Annotated in this window: 16 protein-coding genes and 1 riboswitch; all 16 genes read left to right on the forward strand. The window is 64.3% G+C overall.

Features of this window, described 5'->3' with window-relative positions:
- Positions 1-64 precede the first annotated feature (64 nt).
- A riboswitch (cobalamin riboswitch) is annotated at positions 65-318 on the reverse strand.
- Between the two features lie 430 nt (positions 319-748).
- The 16 genes from I6E42_RS05830 to I6E42_RS05905 all read left to right on the forward strand — a co-directional run bounded on the left by I6E42_RS05830 (position 749) and on the right by I6E42_RS05905 (position 17,944).
- On the forward strand, positions 749-2,395 hold the full coding sequence (locus I6E42_RS05830; protein ID WP_235370992.1) for an S-layer homology domain-containing protein: 1,647 nt from the start codon (positions 749-751) through the stop codon (positions 2,393-2,395).
- Between the two features lie 19 nt (positions 2,396-2,414).
- Positions 2,415-3,239 (forward strand): DUF4430 domain-containing protein, encoded by an 825-nt coding sequence (locus tag I6E42_RS05835; RefSeq protein WP_235370993.1) that lies wholly within the window; start codon positions 2,415-2,417, stop codon positions 3,237-3,239.
- 49 nt (positions 3,240-3,288) lie between these two features.
- The gene (locus tag I6E42_RS05840; RefSeq protein ID WP_235370994.1) at positions 3,289-4,185 is read left to right on the forward strand and encodes an energy-coupling factor transporter transmembrane component T; all 897 of its coding nucleotides are present in this window, start codon (positions 3,289-3,291) and stop codon (positions 4,183-4,185) included.
- On the forward strand, positions 4,158-6,800 hold the full coding sequence (locus tag I6E42_RS05845) for an ECF transporter S component (protein ID WP_235370995.1): 2,643 nt from the start codon (positions 4,158-4,160) through the stop codon (positions 6,798-6,800). Before I6E42_RS05840 ends, I6E42_RS05845 begins: the two co-directional genes overlap by 28 nt.
- Positions 6,801-7,069: 269 nt before the next feature.
- Positions 7,070-7,282 (forward strand): FeoA family protein, encoded by a 213-nt coding sequence (locus I6E42_RS05850; RefSeq protein WP_235370996.1) that lies wholly within the window; start codon positions 7,070-7,072, stop codon positions 7,280-7,282.
- A gap of 79 nt (positions 7,283-7,361) precedes the next feature.
- Positions 7,362-7,583 (forward strand): FeoA family protein, encoded by a 222-nt coding sequence (locus I6E42_RS05855; protein WP_235370997.1) that lies wholly within the window; start codon positions 7,362-7,364, stop codon positions 7,581-7,583.
- 75 nt (positions 7,584-7,658) lie between these two features.
- Positions 7,659-9,851: a ferrous iron transport protein B gene (gene feoB / locus I6E42_RS05860; RefSeq protein ID WP_235370998.1), complete on the forward strand. Its 2,193-nt coding sequence runs from the start codon at positions 7,659-7,661 to the stop codon at positions 9,849-9,851.
- A gap of 19 nt (positions 9,852-9,870) precedes the next feature.
- On the forward strand, positions 9,871-10,017 hold the full coding sequence (locus I6E42_RS05865) for a FeoB-associated Cys-rich membrane protein (protein WP_235370999.1): 147 nt from the start codon (positions 9,871-9,873) through the stop codon (positions 10,015-10,017).
- A 298-nt stretch (positions 10,018-10,315) separates the two neighbouring features.
- Positions 10,316-13,888 carry a chromosome segregation protein SMC gene (gene smc / locus I6E42_RS05870; protein ID WP_235371000.1) on the forward strand — a complete coding sequence of 1,191 codons (3,573 nt, stop codon included), beginning with the start codon at positions 10,316-10,318 and terminating at the stop codon, positions 13,886-13,888.
- A gap of 11 nt (positions 13,889-13,899) precedes the next feature.
- Positions 13,900-14,406 (forward strand): transposase, encoded by a 507-nt coding sequence (locus I6E42_RS05875; RefSeq protein ID WP_235371001.1) that lies wholly within the window; start codon positions 13,900-13,902, stop codon positions 14,404-14,406.
- Complete coding sequence (locus tag I6E42_RS05880; RefSeq protein WP_235371002.1) at positions 14,403-15,008, forward strand: hypothetical protein; 606 nt, start codon at positions 14,403-14,405, stop codon at positions 15,006-15,008. Before I6E42_RS05875 ends, I6E42_RS05880 begins: the two co-directional genes overlap by 4 nt.
- A 20-nt stretch (positions 15,009-15,028) precedes the next feature.
- Positions 15,029-15,898 (forward strand): signal recognition particle-docking protein FtsY, encoded by an 870-nt coding sequence (ftsY, locus tag I6E42_RS05885; RefSeq protein ID WP_235371003.1) that lies wholly within the window; start codon positions 15,029-15,031, stop codon positions 15,896-15,898.
- Positions 15,899-15,985: 87 nt separating this feature from the next.
- A complete protein-coding gene (locus tag I6E42_RS05890) occupies positions 15,986-16,159 on the forward strand; it encodes a hypothetical protein (RefSeq protein ID WP_235371004.1) in 174 nt (57 codons plus the stop codon).
- 75 nt (positions 16,160-16,234) lie between these two features.
- Positions 16,235-16,957 carry a ribonuclease PH gene (rph, locus tag I6E42_RS05895; protein WP_235371005.1) on the forward strand — a complete coding sequence of 241 codons (723 nt, stop codon included), beginning with the start codon at positions 16,235-16,237 and terminating at the stop codon, positions 16,955-16,957.
- A gap of 12 nt (positions 16,958-16,969) precedes the next feature.
- On the forward strand, positions 16,970-17,557 hold the full coding sequence (locus tag I6E42_RS05900; RefSeq protein ID WP_235371006.1) for an XTP/dITP diphosphatase: 588 nt from the start codon (positions 16,970-16,972) through the stop codon (positions 17,555-17,557).
- A 63-nt stretch (positions 17,558-17,620) separates the two neighbouring features.
- Positions 17,621-17,944, forward strand: coding sequence for a YhbY family RNA-binding protein (locus I6E42_RS05905; protein ID WP_235371007.1), 324 nt, complete (start codon positions 17,621-17,623; stop codon positions 17,942-17,944).
- Positions 17,945-18,177 lie beyond the last annotated feature (233 nt).

Genomic DNA, 18,177 nt, shown 5'->3' on the forward strand with positions numbered 1-18,177 from the left:
GAAAAAAGAGCGGTAGTATCACAATACTACCGCTTAAAATGGCTCGAAAAAGAGCCTCACCCAAAGTGAGGTCCTCTCCGTTGTAGGTCTTCTGACTCACATGTTCAGGCGCGCGTACCGCGCCAGCGCCGACCCTCCGCCTTCCCAGCCGCGTGGTCCTGCGGCCAGTGACCTGCTTTCGCAGAAAGAGGATAAGCTCCATGATTACAGCACAAAATGAGGGCAAACGCCGTCAAATCGTGTCCAGGGTTCTGACCTGGTTCCCTTGTTCAGCAGAACAAGAATACGTGTCCCGCCCCTGCGGGCGGGGTCGCGTATGTGCCACAAAAGCCGGAGCATGATTCTGTTTTCCCGGGCATAAAGCCCTTCGATTGGTAGGTTACACCCTTTGGCGGCGTCTGTCAATCACCAGTTTGCCGGCGGCGGGCCAGGATCTGCCCAAAATCTTTTCCAGCGGAGTGACAGACGGCGGAATTTGTGTTATAATCCACTCCACAACTGGATCGTCGCTCTCTGTCCATCCCCATGGAACGCGGAATTGGGTGAAACTCCCAACGAGTCGGTCACTGTGATGCTTCCCTCGGGAAGATAAGTCAGATACGCGGGAGAGAACGGTGCTTCTGCCGGAACCGGAAGCATGTTTTCAAGTGTAGGAAATTCTTGCCTTGACGGCGTGCCCTCCGGGACATGCCGCTTTTTTTGCCTTCCGCCCGGGCGGAAGGCGGTAAACACACAAGGAGGAGATCGAATGACCCGAATCAAAACCCGTATGCTCTCTCTGCTGCTTGCCCTGGCCCTGGTGCTGGGGACCCCGGCAGCGGCGCTGGCCGCTGTGACGGAGGAGACGCTGGCGGACACCATCGCGGATACCGCCCGGTTCCTGTACCAAACTGTCCCGGCGCCCCAGGTGGGCTCTGTGGGCGGAGAATGGACGGTGCTGGGCCTTGCCAGAAGCGGCTATGACCTTCCGGAGGAGTATTACCGGGACTATTACGCCGGGGTGGAGGACTATGTGCGGGAGCGCGGCGGGGTGCTCCACGACAAAAAGTACACGGAGTACAGCCGCCTGATCGTGGCGCTTGCCGCCCTGGGCAAGGACGCCAGGGATGTGGCGGGGTACGACCTGACAAAGCCCCTCGGGGACTACGGCAAGACCGTCTGGCAGGGGATCAACGGCCCCATTTGGGCGCTGATCGCCCTGGATTGCCGGGACTATCCCATGCCGGAGAACCCGGAGGCCGGGACCCAGGCCACCCGGCAGATGTACCTGGAGGACATCCTGGCCCGCCAGCTCCCCGGCGGCGGCTGGAACCTGACCGGAAAGAGCAGCGCCGGTCCCGACCCGGACGTCACCGGCATGGCGCTCCAGGCGCTGGCCAAGTATCAGGACCAGCCCGCCGTCAAGGAGGCCGTGGACAAGGCTCTGGCGTGCATGTCTCAGGCGCAGAGCGGGGACGGCGGGTTTACCTGCGGAGGCGTCTCCAATTCCGAGAGCGTGGTCCAGATGATGGTGGCGCTGTGTGAGCTGGGGATCTCCCTGGAGGACCCCCGCTTTGTCAAAAACGGGAACACCCTGCTGGACAATCTCATGACCTATTATCAGCCGGGCAGCGGGTTCCGGCATACGGACGGCGGGGAGGGTAGCGACCTGATGGCCACGGAGCAGGGGCTCTACGGCCTGGCAGCCGTCCAGCGCGCCATCCGGGGGGAAAACAGCCTGTACCGCATGGACGACGCCCCCGCCCTCGCCGGCGGAGAGGCGGCGGGAACGGGGCTGGCGGGCAAGCACCCGGACGTGCAGGCGCAGCCGGTCATTCTGCCGGGGAAGACCTTCTCGGACATTTCGGACGGCGGCGGCCACCCGGACCGGGAGGCCATCGAAGCCCTGGCTTCCCGGGGCATCCTTGCCGGCTATACCGACCAGGTCTTCGGCCCCGATGACACGGTGACCCGGGCCCAGTTCGCCGCCCTGGTGGTCCGGGCTCTGGGGCTGTCCCCCGGGGCGGACAACCGGTTTGAGGATGTGGAGGACTCCGCCTGGTACGCCCCCGCCGTGGGCACGGCCTATGCCTACGGGATCGTGGGGGGCACGTCGGCCACCACCTTCTCCCCCAACGCCACCATCACCCGGCAGGAGGCCGCTGTGATGGTGACCCGGGCCGCGGAGCTGTGCGGCATGGACACCGGGATGGACGCGGGGGCGGTCCGGGACGTGCTGGCGCAGTTTTCCGACTATGTGACCGTTGCCCCTTGGGCCCGGCCTGGCGCGGCCTTCTGCTGCCGGTGGGGGATCCTGGACGACTCTGTGCTGGAGCTCCAGCCCCAGGAGGCCGTGAAGCGCTGCGAGGTGGCCCGGATGCTCTTCCGCCTGCTGGACAAGGCGGAACTTCTGTGAATTGTGAGGAGATGTCCCCATGTGGTGGAAGAAAAATCGCGGGAGGGTGGTCCTCCCGCTGGTGATCGCCGCGGTGCTGGCCGCCGCCTTTTGGTACGGGGGCAGCGCCCCCAGCATGCAGGGCTGGCCGGAACAGCCGGGCGGGGCGGCCGCTCCGGCGGAGCCGCCGGAAGAGAGCGCCGTCTCCGCCGCCCTCTCCGGGGGAGAGGCGGAGGAACGTGATGCTCTGGAGGGACTGATTGCGGAGTCCGCCTCCGGAGGGAACGGGGAGACTGCCGGACCGGAAGCGCCGCCGGAGGAGCCGGAGGCCGCCGGGAACCAGGGGGAGGAGCCCGGCCCGGCGGAAGGGACGGACCGGTATGGCACCGGGCCGGTCCCGGAGGGAAAGCCCGACCCCGTGGAGCCCCAGGAGGCCGGTATCTCCGACACGGCCTTTACCTGCACCCTGTCGGTGCGGTGCGACACCATTTTGGACCATCTGGACTGGCTGGACCCGGAAAAATTGGACCTGGTGCCGGAAGACGGAGTGATCTTCCCCGCCGCGGAGGTCACCTTCTATGAGGGCGAGAGCGTGTTCAACGTGCTCCAGCGGGAGATGAAGAAGGCCGGCATTCACATGGAATTTGAGAACACCCCCCTGTATAACAGCGCCTACATCGAGGGGATCCACAACCTGTACGAATTTGACTGCGGGGAACAGTCCGGCTGGATGTACCGGGTCAACGGCTGGTTCCCCAATTACGGCTGCTCCCGGTATCAGCTCCAGGCGGGCGATGTGGTGGAGTGGGTCTATACCTGCGACCGGGGCGCCGACGTGGGAGGCTCCAACGCGGCGGGCCAATAGGAGCGCGGACCGGGCGGGCCCCGGAGCCCGCGGAGAGGAGTAAGGGTCCATGAAACACAACGACGCCTTTTCCGGCTGTCATCCGCTGGTCAATCTGATCTATTTCCTGCTGGTGCTGCTGTTCACCATGTTTTGGATGCACCCGGTCAGCCTTGGCATTTCGCTGGCGGCGTCCTTTGCCTACGCCGTCTGTCTCAACGGCGGGAAGACGGTCCGGCTTTCCCTGGGATGCCTGCTCCCCATGATGGCCATGGCCGCCCTTGTCAACCCGGCCTTCAGCCACCGGGGGGCGACCATCCTGGCCTATCTGCCCGGCGGGAACCCCCTGACCTTGGAGAGTATCCTTTACGGTCTGGCGGCGGCGGTCATGCTGGCGGCGGTCATCCTGTGGTTTTCCTGCTATACGGCGGTGATGACCTCGGACAAATTTGTCTATCTTTTCGGCCGGGTCATTCCGGCCCTCAGCCTGGTGCTCAGCATGACGCTGCGGTTCATTCCCCAATTCCAGGCCCGGTTCCGGGCGGTCCGCGAGGCGCAGCGATGCCTGGGGCGGGACGGGGAGGAGGGAGGAGCCCTGGGGCGGCTTCAAAACGCCGTCACCTCCCTCTCCATCGTGACCACCTGGAGTTTGGAGAACGCCATTGAGACGGCGGACAGCATGAGGGGCCGGGGCTACGGCCTGCCGGGCCGTACCGCCTTCTCCATCTACCGCTTTGACGGCCGGGACAAGCTGCTGCTGTCCTGGCTGGGCGGCGCGGGCTTCTATCTCCTCTGCGGCTGGATGACGGGGGGACTGGCTTGGCGGTACTACCCCACCGTCAAGGGGAGCCTGACCGGAGCCTTCCCCATCAGCTTCCAGCTAGTGTACCTGGCGCTCTGCCTGACGCCGGTGATCCTGAAGGGATGGGAGGATTGGAAATGGAAACATTCGCCATACGGGACTTGAGCTTTTCGTATCCGGAGCAGGAAACGAAAGCCCTGGACGGCCTGTCCCTGCGGGTGCCTCAGGGGGCGTTTCTGGTCCTGTGCGGCCCCTCCGGCTGCGGCAAATCCACCCTTCTGCGTCAGCTCAAGACGGTCCTGGCCCCCCACGGAGACAGGACCGGGACGGTCCTGTTTGAAGGGACGCCCCTGGAGCAGCTGGACCTGCGCGCCCAGAGCCGGAAGATCGGATTTGTGCAGCAAGATCCGGAGAGCCAGGTGGTGACGGATAAGGTGTGGCATGAGCTGGCCTTCGGCCTGGAGAGCCTGGGTTGCGACACGCCCACCATCCGCCGCAGGGTGGCCGAAATGGCCTCCTTTTTCGGCATCCAGAATTGGTTTTATCAAAATGTCAATGAGCTGTCCGGCGGACAGAAGCAGCTGTTGAACCTGGCTTCCGTTATGGTCATGCAGCCCTCGGTGCTGATCCTGGACGAACCCACCAGCCAGCTGGACCCCATCGCGGCGTCGGATTTTCTGGCCGCCCTGGGCAGGATCAACCGGGAGCTGGGCACCACCATCATCCTGACGGAGCACCGCCTGGAGGACGCCTTCCCCCTGGCCACGGACGTGGCCGTCATGGACCGGGGACGGCTGGTCTGCGCCGGTTCCCCCGGCCAGGTGGGGGCGGAGCTGAAGGACGGGGACCCGGCCATGTTCCTGGCCATGCCTACCGCCATGCGGGTGTGGGCGGCGGTGGAGGACCGGGGAGAATGTCCCGTGACGGTCCGGGAGGGCCGGGACTGGCTGGCCGGGTACGCGGCGGACCACCCCCTCCGGGAACTGCCCCCGGAGCCGTGTCCCGGCTGTCCCGGCGAAACCGTCCTGGAGGCCCGGGACCTCTGGTTCAAATATGAAAAGGACATGCCCGACGTGGTGAAGGGGCTGAACCTGTCTGTCAGAAGGGGCGAATTTCTGGCCCTGCTGGGGGGCAACGGCACGGGGAAATCCACCAGCCTGAAGCTGATGGCCGGCCTGCTGCGGCCCTACCGGGGCCAGCTGCGGCGGACGGGCCGCGTAGGAGTCCTGCCCCAGAATCCCCAGACCCTGTTTGTGAAGAAAACGGTCCGGGAGGACCTGTTTGAGGTCTTCCGGGGCCGGGAAGACAGCCCCTCCGGCCGGGAGGCCCGGGTGGCCGGGACCGTACGCCTCTGCGGACTGGAGGAGTTGTTGGACCGCCACCCCTACGACCTGTCCGGCGGGGAGCAGCAGCGCGCGGCGCTGGCCAAGGTCCTGCTTTTGGAACCGGATATTTTGCTGCTGGACGAGCCCACCAAGGGGCTGGACGCGGAATTCAAGCAGCGGTTCGGGGAGATCCTGGAGGCGCTGCTCCGCCGGGGGACAGCCGTCCTGATGGTGAGCCATGACATTGAGTTCTGCGCCTGCCGCGCCTACCGGTGCGCCCTGTTGTTTGACGGGAGCATCGTCACGGAGGGACCGCCCCGGCGCTTCTTTTCGGGGAACAGCTTCTATACCACCGCCGCCAACCGCATGGCCCGGGGCCTGGTCCCGGAGGCCGTGACCGCCGGGGACGTGATCGCCGCCTGCGGGGGAAAATTGCCCCCCGCCCCCGCGCTGCCGGAGGACAGCCGGCCTTTGCCGGAGCCGGAGGAAGGCCCGGAGGGGGCTGCGCCCGGCCCCCTTCCCCGGTGGCGGAAGCTCCTGGCGGCTGTGTCCGGGCTTGTCACCGCCGTCCTGTTTCTCCATATCCTGGGGGTCACCGACCTGACGGCCCTGATCGCCCCGGAGGGCGCCACCTCCCTGGCCGGCGGACAGCTCCGGCTGTACGGCGGAATGCTCCTGTCCCTGCTGGTCTTCGCCCTGTCCGTCTCCCGCCGGAGCTGCCCCCCGGAGCACCTGGCCCCCAAGCCGGCGGAAAAACGGGCCCTCTCCAAGCGCACCATGGCGGCGGCGCTGATCCTGCTGTTGATCCCCCTGACCCTGTTTGTGGGCGAAACCTACCTGGGGGGGAGAAAATACTATTTTATCTCCCTGCTCATCCTGCTGGAGTGCATGCTCCCCTTCTTTCTGGTCTTTGAACACCGGAAGCCCCAGGCCCGGGAACTGGTGGTCATCGCGGTGCTCTGCGCCATTGGCGTGGCGGGCAGGGCGGCGTTTTTCATGCTGCCCCAGTTCAAGCCGGTGATCGCCCTGACCATCATCGCCGGCGTGGCCTTCGGCGGCGAGACGGGGTTCCTGGTGGGGGCGATGACCATGCTGGTCTCCAACATCCTGTTCGGACAGGGACCGTGGACGCCCTGGCAGATGTTCGCCATGGGCATCATCGGCTTTCTGGCCGGGGTGCTGTTCCGCAGGGGCTGGCTGCGCCGCTCCAGAGGGTCCCTGTGTGTCTTCGGCGCCCTGGCGGCGGTGCTGGTCTACGGGGGGATCATGAATCTGGCCTCGGCCCTCCTGTGGGCGGGGGAGCTCAACGGGAAGATCATCCTGGCCTACTATATCTCCGGCTTTCCGGTGGACTGTATCCAGGCGGCGGCCACCGCCCTGTTTCTCTGGTTCGCGGCGGAGCCCATGCTGGAAAAGATGGACCGTTTGAAAGTGAAATACGGCCTGATCCGGTAATGGAGGGACCCGCGGTGTTTGAAACGCCGCGGGTCCGCTTTTCTCGGGATGCTCCCGGCTTCGTGAAAATTCATAAAGCGGACTGCCCTGGGGGCGGGTGTTTCTCCACGGGTGAACGAAAAGGGAGGAAACTGGAAAATTTTCTGAAAACCGCTCTTGACACCGGCGGTTAGCGGTGGTAAACTGTAGCCGGTTTGAAGGTTAGAAATGGCTAACCTAAATTTTTGCAGGAGAGTTAGATTTGGCTAACTTTGGAAGGAAGCGATGGTATGATGCCGCTGACAATGGCAAAAAGGGGAGAGACGGTCACCATCCGCAAGATCACCGGGAGGGACGAGGTGCGCCAGCACCTGGCGGAGCTGGGCTTTGTGGTGGACAGCGACGTGACGGTGGTCAGCGAGATCGCCGGAAACCTGATCCTGCAGGTGAAGGACAGCCGGGTGGCGCTGGACAGCACCATGGCCAACCGCATTATGATCTGAGACAACGCCCTGATCCCGTAAATCGGGGTTTGGCGCGTGGGCAAATACGCTATTTTTGTATCAGAGGAGGAGCGCGAGTATGAAAACACTGAAAGAGGCAAAGGTGGGCGAGACCGTCACCGTGGTGAAGCTCCACGGCGAGGGCCCTGTGAAGCGCCGCATCATGGACATGGGCATCACCAAGGGCGTGGAGATCTTCGTACGCAAGGTGGCCCCTCTGGGCGACCCCATGGAGCTGAATGTCCGGGGCTATGAGCTGTCTGTCCGCAAGGCGGACGCGGAGATGATCGAGGTCCAGTAAAACCGGGGCGGTGAAAGGCCGCCTATGATTCAGAGGAGAAGTTAGCTTTTGCTAACATTTTGAAAGGAGAGCGCTATGGAGATCAAAATTGCGCTGGCGGGCAACCCGAACTGCGGCAAGACCACCCTGTTCAATGCCCTGACCGGCTCCAACCAGTACGTGGGCAACTGGCCCGGCGTCACGGTGGAAAAGAAGGAGGGACATCTGCGTGGCCATAAGGACGTGGTCATCCAGGACCTGCCCGGCATTTACTCCCTGTCCCCCTACACCCTGGAGGAAGTGGTGGCCCGGAACTATCTGGTGAAGGAAAAGCCCGACGCCATCCTGAACATTGTGGACGGCACCAACATCGAGCGGAACCTGTACCTCACCACCCAGCTCATCGAGCTGGGCCTGCCTGTGGTGGTGGCGGTGAACATGATCGACCTGGTGCGGAAGAACGGCGACGCCATCGACCTTGCCAAACTGGGCGCGGCCCTGGGCTGTGAAGTGGTGGAGATGAGCGCACTGAAGGGTGAGGGCGGCCTGGAGGCCGCGGAGAAGGCGGTGGCTCTGGCCCAGAACCGCAAGGCCGGGGAGCTGCCTCATGTGTTCACCGGCAGCGTGGAGCACGCCCTGGCCCACATCGAGGAGTCCATCCAGGGCAAGGTGGAGGAGAGCTACCTCCGCTGGTACGCCATCAAGCTCTTTGAGCGGGATGAGAAAGTGCTGGAGGACCTGAATCTGGACCAGGACCTGGCCACGCACCTGGAGGAGCACATCGCCGACTGTGAGCGGGAATTGGATGACGATGCCGAGAGCATCATCACCAACCAGCGCTATGCCTACATCAACAGCGTGGTCACCAAGGCGGTGAAGAAAAAGGCCGCCAAGGGCAGCCTGTCCACCTCCGACAAGATCGACCAGATCGTCACCAACCGCGTCCTGGCCCTGCCCATCTTCGCGGTGGTCATGTTCTGTATCTACGCCATCGCCATGGGCGGCTGGCCCGTCTCCATCGGCACCATGGCCACCGACTGGGCCAACGACGTCCTGTTCGGCGAGATTGTCCCCGGCGCCGTGGACGGCATCCTGGCGGCTTTGAACGTTGCCGAGGACGGCGTGCTGTACAGCCTGATCCAGGACGGCATCGTGGCCGGCGTGGGCGCGGTGCTGGGCTTTGTGCCCCAGATGCTGGTGCTGTTCTTCCTGCTGGCCATTGTGGAGGACATCGGCTACATGGCCCGTGTCGCCTTCATCATGGACCGGATCTTCCGCCGCTTTGGCCTGTCCGGCAAGAGCTTCATCCCCATGCTGGTGGCCACCGGCTGCGGCGTCCCCGGCGTCATGGCCTCCCGCACCATCGAGCAGGACCGGGACCGGAAGATGACCGTCATGACCACCTGCTTCATCCCCTGCGGCGCCAAGCTGCCCATCATCGGCCTGATCGCCGGCGCCATCTTCGGCGGCTCCGCCTGGGTGGCCACCTCCTGTTACTTCATCGGCGTGGCCTCTGTCATCCTCTCCGGCATTATGCTGAAGAAGTTCAAGGCCTTTGCCGGCGAGCCTGCTCCCTTCGTCATGGAGCTGCCCGCCTACCATGTGCCCTCCGCCAATAACGTCCTGCGGGCCACCTGGGAGCGGGGCTGGTCCTTCATCAAGCGGGCCGGCACCATCATCCTGCTGAGCTCCATCGTCATCTGGTTCCTCCAGGGCTTCGGCTTCGAGGGCGGCGCCTTCGGCATGGTGGAGGAGCAGGACAACTCCCTGCTGGCCGCCATCGGCAGCGCCCTCTGCTTCCTCTTCGCTCCCCTGGGCTTCGGCAACTGGCGGGCCACGGTGGCCACCATCACCGGCCTGGTGGCCAAGGAGGAAGTGGTCAATACCTTCGGCATCCTGTACCACTTCAACGGCGAGCTCAGCGAGGCGGGCGACGAGATCTGGTCCCTGGTGGCCGCCGACTACACCGCCATTTCCGCTTACAGCTTTATGATCTTCAACCTGCTGTGCGCCCCCTGCTTCGCCGCCATGGGCGCCATCAAGCGGGAGATGAACAACGTGAAGTGGACCCTGGGCGCCATCGGCTATATGTGCCTGTGGGCCTATGTGGTGGCCCTGATCGTCTATCAGCTCGGCGGCCTGGTGACCGGCGAGGTGGCCTTCGGCCTCGGCACTGCAGCGGCCGCGGCGCTGGTGGCAGCCATCCTGTACCTGCTGTTCCGCAAGGGCTACCAGCCCGACAGGGACACCCGTCATCTGACCTCCGTGGCCGCTGCCGCCGCGAAGTAACGGAAAGGAGCCCGTGACAATGCCCGCTATTCTGGGAAACCTGATCGTGATCGCGGTCCTGGCCATTGTGGTGGCCCTGGCGGTCCGCTCCCTGTGGAGGGAGCACAAGAAGGGCGGCTGCTGCGGCGGAAACTGTTCCGGCTGCAAAAGCTGCCATATGAAATAACGCCTGGAAAAAGGAGGCGCGGACAGGGGAAAACGGTCCGCGCCTCCTTTCCGCACAACGAGGATAAAATCTTGAAAAACGGCATCTGACATGGTACAATAAACTGCTATGTCAGATTTCTTTTTCCGGCCGGAGAGATGGAAATGGGCCGCGGCACCGGAAGCCGGACCGCGCCGCCTTTTGCACCGCCGGGCCGGCAGGCCGTTACGAACAGACGCGAGGTTGCATAGACGTCAGAGGCCTCGAACCCCTTGAAATAAGGGAATATTAAAACTTTTCAAAGGAAAGAGGGGCGTTTATGTACCTGCGGGCACTGGAAATTCAAGGTTTCAAGTCGTTCCCGGACAAGACGGTGCTCACCTTCGGCGAGGACATCACCGCCATCGTGGGTCCCAACGGGTCCGGCAAATCCAATATCTCCGACGCCATCCGCTGGGTCATGGGGGAGCAGTCCACCCGGGCCCTCCGGGGGGGCAAGATGGAGGACGTGATCTTCGGCGGCACCGCCAAGCGGAAGCAGACGGGGTACGCCGAGGTGTCCCTGGTGCTGGACAACACCTCCCATATCTTCGACATGGAGGAGTCCGAGGTGATGGTCACCCGGCGGTATTACCGCTCCGGGGAGAGCGAATACTATATCAACCGCCGCTCCGTCCGCCTGAAGGACGTGAACGAGCTGTTTATGGATACCGGCCTGGGCCGGGAGGGCTATTCCATCATCGGACAGGGCAAGATCGACGAGATCCTGTCCGTCAAGTCCTCCGACCGCCGGGAGGTCTTTGAGGAGGCGGCGGGTATCTCCCGCTACCGCCACCGGAAGGAGGAGGCCGAGCGGAAGCTGGAGCGCACTGACGAGAATCTGGTGCGCATCAACGACAAGATCGCCGAGCTGGAACTCCAGGTGGAGCCCCTGCGGGAGCAGAGCGAGAAGGCCAAGAAGTACCTGGTCCTCCGGGACGAGCTGCGGGGGCTGGAGATCTCCGTCTGGCTGGACACCCTGGAGCGCATCCGGGCCAATTCCATCAAGGTGGAGGCCGACTATCAGGAGGCCGTCCGCCAGCAGACCGAGGCCAAGACCGCCCAGGAGAAGGCCTACGCCGCCGCCGAGCAGTGCTCCGGGGAGATGCGGGAGAAGGACGTGGAGATCGACCGGCTCCGCTTCGAGATGCAGAGCCGGGAGGCGGACGTCAAGGAGCTGGAGTCGGCGGTGGCTGTGCTGAAAAGCAGCATCCAGCACAACCGGGAGTCGGCCCAGCGGCTGAAAAGCGACCTGGAGCAGCAGGAGGGCCGGGAGGGCTCCCTGGCCGCCCAGATCGGCCAGCGGAAGGAGCGGCTGGCCCAGATCGAGGACCAGCTCCGGGAACGCCGGGAGGAGCTGACCGCCAAGAGCGGCGAGGCCGAGGAGGCCGCCCGCTCCGCCGGGACCCTGGCCCGGGAGCTGGAGGCGCTGCGGCAGCGGGAGGACCTGAGCACCGCTGACGCCGCTGAGGCCAAGGCCCTGCTGTCCGCCCTGGCCGCCGCCGCCCAGGAGGTGCTGGACCGGGACGAGACCGTCCGCCGGGAGTCCCGGGAGCTGGAGGAGCGGCTGGAGGAGGCCCAAACCGAGACCCGGGCCGCCAGAAAGCAGTATAACGGCGCCGTGGAGGAGCGGGACGCCGCCCAAAACGTCATCAACGGATACACCCTGCGGGCCCAGTCCCGGCAGAAGAAGGCGGAGCAGCTGAAGGACCGCCGGATGAAGCTCCAGATGGAGGAGAACGCCCTGGCCTCCCGGATCAAGCTGCTCTCCGAGATGGAGAAGGTCCATGAGGGCTACTCCAAGGCGGTCAAGCTGGTCATGGGGGAGGCCCAGCGGGGGACGCTGCGCAACATCCACGGCCCGGTGGCCGACCTGTTGAAGGTGCCCGACCAGTACACCGTGGCCATCGAGACCGCCCTGGGGGGCGCCATGCAGAATATTGTGGTGGACCGGGAGGAGGACGGCAAGGCCGTTATCAACTACCTGAAGCGCCGGGACGGGGGCCGGGCCACCATTCTGCCCATCAGCTCCATCCGGCCGGGGGAATTGAGAGAGGCGCAGAGCCTGTCCCGGGAGCCCGGCTTTGTGGGGATCGGAGACCGGCTCATCTCCTTCGACCCCAAGTATCAGAATGTCTTTTCCAACCTGCTGGGCCGGGTGGCCGTCATGGAAAACCTGGACGCCGCCATCGCCGCCGCCCGGAAATACGGCTATAAGTTCCGTATCGTCACCCTGGACGGCCAGGTGCTCAACCCCGGCGGCTCTATGACCGGCGGCTCCGCCAGCCGCAGCGCGGGTATCCTCAGCCGGGCCAACGAGCTGGAGCGGCTGAACCAGCAGATCGTGGGCATCCAGACCCAGGGGGCGGAGGCCTCCCGGGCCCTGGCCGAGGCGGAGCGGGAGTCCACCGCCGCCGCCTATGAGCTGGAGACCGCCCAGGGCCAGCTGCGCCAGTGGGAGGACGCCATTTTGAAGGCGGAGGCCCTGCTGTCCCACTGTAAAAGCGTGGAGGCGGACCTGGAGCGCCAGCGGGAGGGCCAGCAGGCCGAGCTGGAGCAGCTGAAGGGCCGCTCCGCCCAGATCGAGAGGGACACCCAGCAGGCCCGGGACCGCATCCGGGAGCTGGAGGGGGCCGCCGCCGCCCTGAAAAGCGAGGCGGAGGGCAAGGCCAAGGGCCAGAGCGACCTGCAGGAGCGGTCCGCCCGGATCGCCCGGGAGGTGGCCGAGGTCAACGCCGCCCTGGCCGCCCTGGAGGCGGAGCGGGAGACCATCCGGTCCGCCCTCCGGGAACTGGAGGAGCTGAAAGCCAGCATCGCCGGGGACCGGGACCAGAGCCAGGCCCGCATGGCGGACTACGAGGCCAAAAACGCCGGATTCGCCCGGGAGATCGCCGAGAAGGAGGAGCGGCTGGCCGCCCTCCGGGGAGAGAACCAGGGCCGCGCCGGCGCCGTCTCCCGGCTGAACCAGGAGAAGCTGGAGCTGGAGGGCCGGCGGGTCCAGGCCGACCGGGAGGCCCGGGAGAAGAACGAGGAGCTGCTGCGCATCGGGGGCGAGGTCTCCCGGCTGGAGCAGAAAAAGGTTTCCTCCTCCATGGAGGAGAAGCAGCTGCTGGACAAGCTCTGGGAGAACTACGAGCTGTCCCACGAGGCCGCCCGCCAGCAGCGAGTGGAGATCGAGTCGGTCCAGAAGGCCAGCCGCCGCATCGCCGAGCTGAAGCGGGGAATCTCCGCTCTGGGCAGCGTCAACGTGGGGGCCATCGAGGAGTTCCAGCGGGTCAACGAGCGGTACACCTACCTCACCGACCAGCGGGATGACGTGGACCGGGCCAAGAAGGAGCTGGAGGAGGTCATCGCCAACATCACCAGCGAGATGAAAACCATCTTCGCCCGGGAGTTCCAGACCATCAACGAGGCCTTCGGCCAGACCTTCCTGGAGCTGTTCGGGGGCGGCAAGGCCAGCCTGGAGCTGGAGGACCCCAACGACATCCTCAACTGCGGCATCGAGATCAAGGTCCAGCCCCCGGGCAAGGCGTTGAAGATCATCACCCTCCTGTCCGGCGGCGAGAAGGCCTTCGTGGCCATCGCCCTGTACTTCGCCATTCTGAAGGTCCGCCCCACCCCCTTCGTGGTCATGGACGAGATCGAGGCCGCCCTGGACGACAACAATGTGGTCCGCTTCGCCCGGTATATGCGCTCCATGTCGGATAAGACCCAGTTTATCGTCATCACCCACCGTCGGGGCACCATGGAGGAGGCCGACGTGCTCTACGGCGTCACCATGCAGGAGCAGGGAGTGAGCCGGATGCTGACCATCAACCTGAACGACGTGGAGAAGGAACTGAATATCCGATAGGAGCGTTCATTGTGGATCTGCCTGTCCGGAAGCATGTCCGGTTGAAAGAATATGATTACAGCCGAAACGGCGCCTATTTTGTGACGGTCTGCGCCGCGGGGAGAGCATGTATCTTTTCCGATGTTCTGCATCCCATAGGGCCCGATGCCCTCATCGGGCCGGCGGTACAGCTCACAGAACTCGGCCGCGTGGTGGAACGGTATATTCAGAGCACGCCGAAGGCGTATCCTGGGGTCAAAGTGGAACGCTATGTGATCATGCCCAACCATATCCATCTGCTGTTGACCTTGGAGTGCGGCCCGATGGGGGCATCGGGCCCTACAGTGCCGAGAATCATCAAGGCGCTCAAGGGGCTGGTCACCAGGGAGGCTGGACACAGGGTTTGGCAGGACAATTACCACGAACATATTATCCGGGATGACAATGACTTTCTACTCCACTGGCGGTACATCGACCAAAACCCCGCCCGGTGGAATGAGGACGAATACTATGCGGAGACCGCGGGAGGTGCCCCTTGAACGAAACGCAGAAGAAACAACCCAACCAGCTCCTGGTGGTCCTGGGCCTGCTGGCCCTGATCGCGGTGCTGTTTATCGGCATCAATGTGATCTTTGCCGGACTGGGGGCCATGCTGCCCCACGAGGGATCCGTCCGCTACACTATGCTGGCGGACGAAAACGGCCAAAACACCGCCTACGGCGCGTGCCTGCTCACCGAGGAGGAGGTCCGGGCGGAGGAGATTCAAAAGTGGCTGGACCGCGCCGGGGAACAGGCCGGGGAAGGGGGCGCCTTCTGGCTCTACCGTTTTGACACCGACGAGTATGTCCTCTACCTCCCGGAACAGGACCGCACCTTCTCTACCGCCGACGTCACCGCCACAGAGGAGGCGGACGGGGACGGGGAGACGGTCCTGGTCCTGCGGGTGCGTACCCCGGAGAAGGGGACGGAGGTGGCGCCAGAGGAGCAGCTGTTCAGCTTCAAGACCCGGTCGGAGCGGTGGCGGGGTATCCGCCTCCGGGTGATCCTGGACGGCCGGGAGAAGGACGTCTGTAAGCTGGCTGCCAAGGAGGGCAAGCTCTACTCCACCGAGGAGCTGTATATCGGCCGGGACATCGGTTAAATAAGGAAGGGAAGCAGAACATGGGTTTCTTTGACAAGCTGAAAAAGATCAATATTTTCGCCAGCTTCGGCTCGGAGCTGACCGACGATTTCTACGACGAGCTGGAGGAGTCCCTGATCCTGGCGGACACCGGCATGGACGTGACCCTGGAGCTGGTGGAGGAGCTGCGCCGCCGGGTGCGGCAGGAGGGCATCAAGACCATGGAGGAGGCCCGCTCCTGCATGGTCCGGGTGGTGGCCGAGGCCCTGAACGCCGGGGACCAGGAACTGGACCTGTCCACCAAGCCCTCGGTGGTGCTGTTCATCGGGGTGAACGGGGTGGGCAAGACCACCACCATCGGCAAGATCGGCGCCCAGCTGAAGCGCGGCGGCAAAAAGGTGCTGTTCTGCGCCGCCGACACCTTCCGGGCCGCCGCCGCCGAGCAGCTCACCATCTGGGCCGACCGGGCCGGGGTGGACATCATCAAGCAGCACGAGGGAGCTGACCCCGCCGCCGTGGTCTTTGACGCCATGAGCGCCGCCAAGGCCCGGAAGAGCGACGTGGTGCTGGTGGACACCGCCGGGCGGCTGCACAACAAGCAGAACCTGATGAACGAGCTGAACAAGATCTCCCGGGTGGTGGACCGGGAGCTGCCCGGCTGCGCCCGGGAGACCCTGCTGGTGCTGGACGCCACCACCGGCCAGAACGGACTCATCCAGGCCAAGCAGTTCAAGGAGGCCGCCGGCATCACCGGCATTGTCCTCACCAAACTGGACGGCACCGCCAAGGGGGGCATCGCCATCGCCATCGCCAAGGAGCTGGGCGTCCCCGTGAAGTACGCCGGGGTGGGCGAGGGCATCGACGACCTGAAGCCCTTCAACGCGGAGGAGTTTGCCCAGGCCCTTATTTGAGTTGGAGTTACGGTTGGTATCACGTGCCGCGCCGTAGGGACACGACTTGCTGTGTCCGCTCCGGTGTTCACTGCTTGGAGGAATCGTATGAATTGGGGACTGTTTGGATTTCTTGTGGGTCGGATGCATGGCAGAAGGCAGGAGGAAAACGGTGGCATACGCCGGGAGGGCCCGCCGGAGGGTAAACGGTCCAACCTGGCCGGGGTCGTGGCACTGGCTGGGATGGGGCTCATTGTCCTGCTGTTCCGGCTGTTTGGATGAATAAATTTACACGCAGTCCATTATTTCCATAAGCAAATTGTGATACAATACGAAAAACAGAGAGGAAGTCATATCATGTCCCGCATGGACGGAAGAAAATACGACGAGCTGCGGCCCGTGGAGATCATCCCCAACATCAACAAATTCGCGGAGGGCTCCTGCCTGATCCGCTGCGGCAACACCCATGTGCTGTGCACCGCCAGCGTGGAGGACAAGCCGCCCCGCCACGTCCCCGAGGGGGAGGGCTGGGTCACCGCCGAGTACTCCATGCTCCCCCGGGCCAACCGGGAGCGGTCCCGCCGGGACATCTCCAAGCTGAAGCTCAGCGGCCGCAGCGCCGAGATCCAGCGGCTCATCGGCCGGGCCCTGCGGTCTGTGGTGGACCGGAAGAAGCTGGGTCCCTGGAACATCACCATCGACTGCGACGTGCTCCAGGGTGACGGCGGCACCCGTACCGCCTCCATCACCGGCGGCTTTGTGGCCATGATGCTGGCCTTCCGGAAGATGATGGAGGCCGGAGTGCTGGCTGAGTACCCCGTCAGCGGCTATGTGGCCGCCGTCTCCGCCGGCATTGTGGAGGACCGGCCCCTGCTGGACCTGTGCTATGAGGAGGACTCCAGCGCCATGGTGGACCTGAACTGCGTCATGGACGGACAGGGCCGGCTCATTGAGATCCAGGGCACCGGCGAGGAGCGGCCCTTCACCCTGGAGGAGCAGCAGGAGCTGGTCCGCCTGTGCCGGAAGGGCATCGAAGAACTCCAGAAGGTCCAGCGGGACGTGCTGGGCGTCGACCTGTAAGGAGGAAGAACCATGAAACTGGTGCTGGCCAGCAAGAACAAAAAGAAGCTGGCGGAACTCAACGATATTCTCTCTCAGCTGGGTATTGAAGTCTGTTCCGAGGCGGAGGCCGGAGTGGACGTGGAGGTGGAGGAGACCGGGACCACCTTTGAGGAAAACTCCCTGCTCAAGGCCAGGGCCGTCATGGAGGCCAGCGGCCTGCCCGCCATCGCCGACGACTCCGGCCTGTGCGTGGACGCCCTGAACGGCGCCCCCGGGGTGTACTCCGCCCGGTACGGTGGCGGGGACCTGGACGACGCCGGCCGGTACAAGCTGCTGCTGGAGAACATGCGGGGGCAGATGCCCCGGACCGCCAAGTTCGTCTCCGTCATCACCTGCTGCTTTCCCAACGGGGATGTGATCTCCGCCCGGGGGGAGTGCCCCGGCACCATCGCCTTCGCCCCCATGGGGGAGGGCGGCTTCGGCTATGACCCGGTGTTTTTCGTGCCTTCCCTGAAGAAGACCTTCGCCCAGCTGACGGCGGAGGAGAAAAACGCCATCTCCCACCGGGGCAAGGCCCTGGAGGCGTTCAAGGTCAAGCTGGAAGAATATCTGAAGTAATACGGCTTCCACCGCCGGATATAAGATAGGAGGTAGGGCGGGGGCTTGCCCCCGCCGGAGGATATGGAACTGACAAGCAAACAGAGGGCCCAGCTGCGCGGGCTGGCCAACAGCATCGACACCATTTTGATCGTGGGCAAGGACGGCATCGGGGAGAACCTGGTCAAGCAGGCCAACGATGCCCTGGAGGCCCGGGAACTCATCAAGGGCCGGGTCCTGGAGAACTCCATGCTCTCCCCCCGGGAGGCCGCCGAGGCTCTGGCACCCCTCACCCGCAGCGAGGTGGTCCAGGTCATCGGAACAAAATTCGTTTTGTACCGTCAAAGCCATAATAAGGAAAAAAAGGATAAGATCGTCCTGGTGGCGGATAAGAAGAAAGAGAAGTAAATTGCAGTTTCGCCGCCCGCGAAACCGGAAACCCATGTGATGTAGGGCAAGGGCTCTGCCCTTGCCTTTGAGGGACTGGAACATTTCGACTGCGGGCGGGACGGGGGACAGGATGTTTCGCCCTGCGGGGCGAGTTCCTTTGCCAGCGGCGGCAAAGGAACCAAAACGCCGCCGGGGACGTCGGCCAAAGAAAACGCGAAAAATTTCTCCCGCTGGAAATTTTTCCGCGCTTT

The organism is Pseudoflavonifractor phocaeensis (assembly GCF_021531815.1).
Taxonomy (GTDB): domain Bacteria; phylum Bacillota; class Clostridia; order Oscillospirales; family Oscillospiraceae; genus Lawsonibacter; species Lawsonibacter phocaeensis_A.